The organism is Microbacterium sp., assembly GCF_035554235.1.
Taxonomy (GTDB): Bacteria; Actinomycetota; Actinomycetes; order Actinomycetales; family Microbacteriaceae; genus Microbacterium.
This window is the reverse complement of the sequence record NZ_DATMIO010000054.1, coordinates 1-6,574: the sequence shown is the minus strand read 5'-3', so window position 1 is coordinate 6,574 and position 6,574 is coordinate 1. Positions and strand designations below refer to the sequence as shown.

At 69.2% G+C, this 6,574-nt stretch carries 7 protein-coding genes; 3 read left to right on the top strand and 4 right to left on the bottom strand.

Annotated elements, in window-relative coordinates; all coding sequences use genetic code 11:
* The 4 genes from VNT50_RS02585 to map all read right to left on the bottom strand — a co-directional run.
* On the bottom strand, nt 1-378 hold a 378-nt coding region (locus VNT50_RS02585), incomplete at its 3' end, for a precorrin-2 dehydrogenase/sirohydrochlorin ferrochelatase family protein (RefSeq protein WP_325483540.1).
* Nucleotides 375-758, bottom strand: a complete 384-nt coding sequence (nirD, locus tag VNT50_RS02580; protein ID WP_325483539.1) for a nitrite reductase small subunit NirD — start codon at nt 756-758, stop codon at nt 375-377. The genes VNT50_RS02585 and nirD, both read right to left, overlap by 4 nt.
* On the bottom strand, nt 755-3,349 hold the full coding sequence (nirB, locus tag VNT50_RS02575) for a nitrite reductase large subunit NirB (protein ID WP_325483538.1): 2,595 nt from the start codon (nt 3,347-3,349) through the stop codon (nt 755-757). Before nirB ends, nirD begins: the two co-directional genes overlap by 4 nt.
* 329 nt (nt 3,350-3,678) lie before the next feature.
* A complete protein-coding gene (gene map, locus VNT50_RS02570; protein ID WP_325483537.1) occupies nt 3,679-4,461 on the bottom strand; it encodes a type I methionyl aminopeptidase in 783 nt (260 codons plus the stop codon).
* A 118-nt stretch (nt 4,462-4,579) separates the two neighbouring features.
* Here map and VNT50_RS02565 point away from each other — a divergent pair, with 118 nt between their 5' ends.
* From VNT50_RS02565 to lepB, 3 genes are all read left to right on the top strand, one after another.
* Nucleotides 4,580-5,077 (top strand): MFS transporter permease, encoded by a 498-nt coding sequence (locus VNT50_RS02565; protein WP_325483536.1) that lies wholly within the window; start codon nt 4,580-4,582, stop codon nt 5,075-5,077.
* A 198-nt stretch (nt 5,078-5,275) separates the two neighbouring features.
* A complete protein-coding gene (gene rplS, locus VNT50_RS02560; RefSeq protein WP_325483535.1) occupies nt 5,276-5,623 on the top strand; it encodes a 50S ribosomal protein L19 in 348 nt (115 codons plus the stop codon).
* Nucleotides 5,624-5,748: 125 nt separating this feature from the next.
* Entirely contained in the window at nt 5,749-6,522 is a 774-nt protein-coding gene (lepB, locus tag VNT50_RS02555) for a signal peptidase I (protein WP_325483534.1), read from the top strand.
* Nucleotides 6,523-6,574 lie beyond the last annotated feature (52 nt).

Sequence of the window (6,574 nt, the reverse complement as noted above, 5' to 3'; positions counted from 1 at the left end):
GACCACCCCGACGATGCTGTCGCCCGAGCGGGTCTCCGCGGCAAGCCGTGCGCTGCCGTGGGCGCCGTCGCCGGCGTTCACGCACAGGATGCGGCGGTCCTCACAGGTCGCCGCCACATCGTCATCGACGCGCTGGTCGCCGGTCGCGGTGTGCGCGAGCCAGGCGCCATCGAGGTCTTCGGGGCGGAAGGCGCGGGCACGCCACTCGAGTCCGGAGTCATCGACCAGGCGCCGGGTCGCGGCCGAGAGCTCGGGCGCCACGACCACCACGTCGGCCCCATCGGCCAGGAACCGGCGGATGCGCCGGGCGGCGACATCCCCGCCGCCGACGGCGACGACGCGTCGGCCCGCCAGTGAGATGCCCAGCATCGTCGTCATCGGTCGCTCCACTTCACGAGTACCGTCTCGCCGTCGATCGCCACCGGCCAGACGCGGAGGCTCTTAGGATCCTTGCCCTGCGTGTCGAGGCATGCGCCCGTGCGCAGGTCGAAGACCTGCTTGTACATGGGGGAGGCGACGGTCGGGGCATCCTGCTTGCTGCCGACGATGCCGCGCGACATGACATGCGCTCCGCTGTACGGGTCCAGATTCTGCACGGCGTGCACGCGCCCGTCGTGCAGGAGGAACAGCGCGATCTGCTGGCCGTCGAGAAGCGCGGCGCGGCCGCGCTCGACCTCGAGATCGCCGACCGTGCACACCCTCACCCACGACGATGTCGTCTCGGGTGCCTCGGTTCCGGGCTGGTCGATGAGGGTCACCGGCGCACCTCCAGGGTCGTGCCGGCGATGAGGACGCCGCTGCCGGCGCGCTCGTCATCGGTGGCGGGACGGGGCTGATCGCGCTCCAGCGTGTAGGCGAGCGAGGGATCGGGGGTCTCCGGCGCGTTCACGAACGAGGCGAAGCGGCGCAGTTTGTCGGGGTCGGCGAGGGTCGCGGCCCACTCGTCCTCGTAGTGCTCGATGTGCGAGGCCATCGCGGCGTCGAGATCGGCGCAGATGCCGAGGCTGTCGTCGAAGATCACCGCGCGGAGGGCATCGATGCCGCCCTCCATCTCCTCGAACCAGGGCGCGGTGCGCTGCAGGCGGTCGGCGGTGCGCACGTAGTACATCAGGAAGCGGTCGATCGCCTGGAGCAGCGCGGCATCGTCGAGCCCCTCGGCGAACAGCACGGCGTGGCGCGGCGTGAAGCCGCCGTTGCCTCCGACGTACATGTTCCATCCGGCCTCGGTCGCGATGACTCCGACGTCCTTGCCACGGGCCTCCGCGCACTCGCGCGCACAGCCCGAGACGCCGAGCTTGATCTTGTGGGGGGAGCGCAGCCCGCGGTAGCGCAGCTCGAGCTGCACCGCCATGCCCACCGAGTCCTGCACGCCATACCGGCACCACGTCGAGCCGACGCAGGATTTCACCGTGCGCAGCGACTTGCCATAGGCATGCCCCGACTCGAAGCCGGCGTCGACGAGCCGACCCCAGATCTCGGGGAGCTGCTCGAGGCGGGCACCGAACATGTCGATCCGCTGGCCGCCGGTGATCTTCGTGTAGAGCCCGAAGTCCTTCGCGACCTGCCCGATCGCGAGCAGGCCCTCGGGCGTGATCTCGCCGCCGGCGATGCGGGGGACCACCGAGTACGAGCCATCCTTCTGGATGTTCGCCATGACGTGGTCGTTGGTGTCCTGCAGGGTGGCGTTCTCGCCATCGAGCACGTGGCCGGATCCGAGGGAGGCCAGCACGCTGGCGAGCACGGGCTTGCAGATGTCGCAGCCGCGGCCGCTGCCGAAGCGTTCGATGATGCCGCTGAACGTGCGCAGCCCCGATACGCGCACCGCATCGAAGAGCTGAGCGCGGGAGAACGAGAAGTGCTCGCAGAGCGCCGTGCTGAGCTCCGCGCCCGAGCGGGCGAGCTCGGCGCCGACGAGCTTCTTGACGAGCGGGAGGCACGAGCCGCAGGCGGCTCCGGCGCGGGTGCAGGCCTTCACTCCCGCGACATCGGTGCAGCCATCGTCGGTGACGGCGCAGCGGATCGTGCCGGCCGTGACGCTGTTGCACGAGCAGACGAGGGCATCGTCGGGGAGGTCGCCGCCCGCGGGAAGCTCGATGTCGCCGGGGAGCAGGTACGCGGCGGGGTCGCCGCCGAGGGCGCCGCCGACGAGGGGACGCAGCATGCCGTAGGCGCTGGCGTCGCCGACCAGGATGCCCCCGAGCAGAGTCTTGGCGTCATCCGAGAGGACGAGCTTCTTGTAGACCCCCGCGATCGGGTCGGCGTAGACGACATCGAGGGCGCCGGGCGTTTCGGCGAAAGCGTCTCCGAAGCTCGCGACATCCACCCCGTTCAGCTTGAGCTTCGTCGACAGGTCGTAACCGGGGAAGGTGGCGTCGCCACCCAGGAGCCGGTTCGCGGCGACCTCGGCCATCGCGTAACCGGGAGCGACCAGGCCCACGCACATTCCGTCGAAGTTCGCGACCTCCCCGATCGCGAGGATGCGGGGGTCGGAGGTGAGGCAGGAGTCGTCGATGACGACGCCGCCGCGCGCGTGCACGTCGAGGTCGGCCTTGCGTGCGAGCTCGTCGCGCGGGCGGACGCCGACGGTGAAGACGACGACGTCGGCGGGCTCGTACGAGCCATCGCGGAATTCGAGCGCGACGACCGAGCCGCTGCCGTCGGCGTCGAGACGGGTGGTGACGGCTTCGGTCTTGACGTTGATGCCGCGGGCTTCGATGAGGCGGCGGAGCGATGACGCGCCCCGGTCGTCGAGCTGCGCCGACATCAGGCGGGCAGAGGACTGCACGACGGTGCACTCGACGCCGAGCCCCTGCATGGCGCCGGCGGCCTCCAGCCCGAGCAGCCCGCCGCCGATGACCATGCCCTTGAGCTCGCGGCCGAGCTCGGCAGACCGGCGGGCCACGAACGCGCGGAGTGCATCGACATCGTCGAGCGTGCGGTAGACGAAGCAGCCGTCATGGTCGAACCCGTCGACGGCGAGCCGTGCCGCGTAGGAGCCGGTGGCGAGCACGAGGCGATCGTAGGCGACGGAGAGTCCGCTCGCCGTCGTCACCCGGGTCGCCGCGCGGTCGATGCGGGCGACCGCATCGCCGCGCACGAACCGGACGCGCGGGTCGGTGTCGAGAAAGGACTGATCGAGCGTCAGGTCTTCGGGAGTGGCTCCACCGAAGAACGACGTGAGGGCGACGCGATCGTAGGGGTGCCGGGGCTCTTCACCGATGACGGTGACTTTCCAGCCTTCTTCGGATCGGGTCAGCAGGCTCTCGACGAAGCGGTGCGCAACCATTCCCGCGCCCACGACGACGGCGTGACGGTGCTGGGTTGGCTGGTGGCCCTGCTGCTCGACCATGTCTGCACGGTAGCCGTCGCGTGTTGCGTCGCTGTGTGCGTTGTGTTTCCGGCGATCGACGGGAGCCGTCTCGCCGTCTCCGGCGTGGTCCGTGTGCTTCGAGCGGGGCATGTGCACTCCTCGGGGTCGAGATCCCTGTCAGGACTCCTGGCCTTGTGTCCGTTCCCACGACGCTACGAATCGCGTGTTTCCACGCCTGGGCGCGATGCGTTTCGCCGAGCGAACGTTTTACGCACACGTCCGCGGGCCCGATTGTGAGAAGTGCGTGCCGAGGAGCGCCCGCTCGTCGAAGCGCGGCACCGCCGCGCCTTTCGAGCGGGAGGAGATTCTCAGCTGACGCCTAGGAAACTCCGGTCGGTCAGGATGAGCGGCCCGTCCGCCGTGACGGCGATGGTGTGCTCCGAGTGCGCGCCGCGGGAGCCGTCGGCGCTGCGGAGCGTCCAGCCGTCCGCATCCGTGATGAGCTCGTCGGTGGTCTGCAGGAACCACGGCTCGAGTGCCATGACCAGTCCCGGGCGGAGCGGATAGCCCCGGCCCGGCCGGCCGTCGTTCGGGATGTGCGGGTCGCCGTGCATGATGCGCCCGACGCCGTGCCCGCCGAAGTCGGTGTTGATCGAGTACCCCTCGCCGTGGGCGATCTTCGCGATGGATGCCGAGATGTCGCCGATGCGGTTGCCTATCGTGGCGGCCCTGATGGCGGCATCCAGCGCTCGCTCGGTCGTGTCGATGATCCGCAGGTCCTCATCGCGAGGCGTTCCCACTACGAACGAGACCGCAGAATCCGCGACCCACCCGTCGACCGACACCGCGAAATCGAGCGACACCAGGTCTCCGTCGCGGAGGACGTAGTCGTGGGGGAGTCCGTGCAGCACGGCGTCGTTGACCGACGTGCAGATCACCTTGCCGAAGGGGCTCGCGCCGAACGACGGGTGGTAGTCGATGTAGCACGACTCGGCGCCGGCCTTGCGGATCAGCTCGTGGGCGCGCTGGTCGATCGTGAGCAGGTTGGTGCCGACCTTCGTGTCCTCGCGCAGCGTCGCCAGCGTCTCGGCGACGAACCGGCCTGCCGGGCGCATGGCCTCGACTTCGGCGGGCGTGCGCAGTTCGATCATCGGGATTCCTCTCGCTCCGGCATCCATTCTGTCGGATGCCTCGGCAACGGGCTGTGAGGATGCCTTGCGCGAAGGACGGACCGGACTTCGGCGCCGCTCTCAGGCGTACCATCGAGGCATGTGGCTGCGGCGCGTCTTCTTCGGCTGGCTCTTTCCCGCCGCCTTCATCCTTCCGCTGTGGCTGCTGATCGGATGGGGCGTCTTCCAGGCCGGTGGCTGGGCGTTCGTCTGGGTGATCTTCCTCGCCATCCCGTCGGTGTTCGTCGGACAGCTCGCGTTGACACTGCTTGTGCGCGCCCGGGGGACGGTGCGCGCTCAGCGAGCGGTGTCGTGGTGGGATGTCGCGGGCTTCACGCTCTGGCACGGTCTCACGATCGCGTGCGGATTCTTCAACCCCGCATGGTTCTGGGCGGCCTTCGCGGGGGCGGTTCTCGTCGGCATCGGCCTGTTCTGGCTCACGCTCCGGGAGCTGCTGGGCGAGGCGCGGCCGGGCACGGTGGTGCTCCGCACCACGGGACCCGATCCGACCGCGTACATTCCGCCGCCCGCCCCACCGCGCCAGGCGGCGACCGAGCACGACGTGATCGTCATCACGGAGCGTCCGCCGGCGTCCTAGGTCGCGCGGCCCGCGTTTGGCCGGCCGCGGCATCCATGGCAGAATGGATCTTCGTGCCGTGACGGCTCCGGGTCACCGACCCGGGTCGTGCATCGCGTTCTGCCTCAGGGGAACCGAGGGTCGGAAGATCCCACCGCACAACACCCTTTCACTTCATACATCGCGGACGACCTGTGGCGGCCGCAGAGAGAACAGATCATGCAGATCCTCGACGCCGTAGACGCGGCCTCGCTCCGCTCGGACATTCCCGAGTTCGGCCCCGGTGACACCGTCAAGGTGCACGTGAACATCACGGAAGGCACGCGCTCGCGCATCCAGGTCTTCCAGGGTCACGTCATCGGCCGTTCCGGAGACGGTGTGCGCGAGACCTTCACGGTCCGCAAGATCAGCTTCCAGGTGGGCGTCGAGCGCACCTTCCCCGTGCACAGCCCCGTGATCGACCACATCGAGGTCGTCACCCGCGGTGACGTGCGTCGCGCGAAGCTGTACTACCTCCGCAACCTGCGCGGCAAGAAGGCCAAGATCAAGGAGAAGCGCGACTACTGATCGCGTCCCCGATCCACACAGACACCCCGCGGCCTTGGCCGTGGGGTGTCTTGTTGTCGGTGCGAGTATGGGATTCTTGATGTGCGGCTCCCCGATGTTCGGTGAGCCAGGAGTGAAGGATTCCATTGACCACCGAACACACGGCTTCCGACGGATCGACGGCGCCCTCGACCCGAGCATCGAGCGCGGCGGGAAGGCCGCGCAAGCGCGGCTGGGTCGTCTTCCTCCGCGATGTGCTCGTCATCATCCTGGTCGCGGTGCTGGTCTCGTTCCTGATCAAGACCTTCGTGGTCCGCTCGTTCTACATCCCGTCCGGGTCGATGGAGGACACGCTGCTGATCAACGACCGCATCCTCGTCGATGAGGTCACGCCGCGCTTCGGCGCGTACGAGCGAGGGGATGTCGTGGTGTTCCGCGATCCCGGCGGATGGCTTCCCCCGTCGACCGATCCCCCGCGGCCCCCGGTCGTCGAGGCCGCCGACTGGATGCTGTCGCTCGTGGGCCTGTCGGCGCCGGATTCCGACGACCACCTCATCAAGCGCATCATCGGACTCCCGGGCGACCATGTCGTCTGCTGCAACCCGATCGGCCAGGTCACCGTCAACGACGTGCCGATCGACGAGTCCGACTACCTCAAGCTCACGCCGGGGGCCAGCGCCGCCTCCGCCGACCCCTTCGACGTCGTCGTACCCGACGGCTCGCTCTGGGTGCTCGGGGACAACCGGGACCGCTCGAAGGACTCGCGGTACAACCAGGACGAGCCGGGCAAGGGCTTCGTCCCCCTCGAGAACGTGGTGGGTCGCGCGTTCCTCGTCACCTGGCCGCTCGCCCGATTCGGCGGCATCGACACGCACCACTCCGACTTCAGGGGCGTGCCGGAGCCGACACCGGCGCCATGACGGTCGTCGCGCCGCGTCTCACCCTCGAGCGACGTCTGCTGCGAGAGCGGCC